Here is a 600-nt window from a genome sequence, read left to right as displayed (position 1 = left end):
CGGCCACGTTGCCGGAATTGTCGATCGACGACGTCACGGTGAGCGAGGGCGACGGCAATGCTGTTTTTACCATAACACTGAGCGCTCCCGCCGGCCCGGGTGGAGTGACGTTCACTCTCACCACCGCAGACGGCACGGCGATCGCGGGCGACGACTACCACTCCTTCGACAGCTCCACGACTATATCCGAGGGTGTGGATACCTACTACCACGCTGTCGGACTGATCGACGATGCGATCGAGGAAACGGACGAGACCTTCTTCCTCGATGTCTCCAACATCGCCGGCGCGACGCTGGCGAAAGCCCGGGGAACGGCCACGATCCAGGACAACGACGCATCCGTCCCGCCGACGATCACCGCCATCGCGCCGAATACCGGCCCGATGGCGGGCGGCACGACGGTGACGATCACCGGCACGAACCTGACCGGCGCGACGGCCGTGGCCTTCGGCAGCAACCCAGCGACGAACGTCACCGTCGACAGCGCCACGCAGATCACGGCGGTGACACCTGCCGGCGCGGCCGGCGCGGTGGACGTGTCGGTAACAACACCCGGCGGCACGGGCACGCAGACCGGTGGCTTCACCTATGAAGCGCCGG

1 protein-coding gene is annotated in these 600 nt (G+C 66.3%); it reads left to right on the top strand.

Annotated features, from left to right (window positions below):
* On the top strand, positions 1 to 600 hold a 600-nt coding region (locus XW59_RS29225; RefSeq protein WP_206077773.1), incomplete at both ends, for an IPT/TIG domain-containing protein.

The organism is Aquamicrobium sp. LC103, from assembly GCF_001014615.2.
Lineage (GTDB): Bacteria > Pseudomonadota > Alphaproteobacteria > Rhizobiales > Rhizobiaceae > LBCQ02.
Note: the sequence above shows the minus strand (reverse complement) of the source record. Positions and strands in the feature narration are given on the sequence as shown.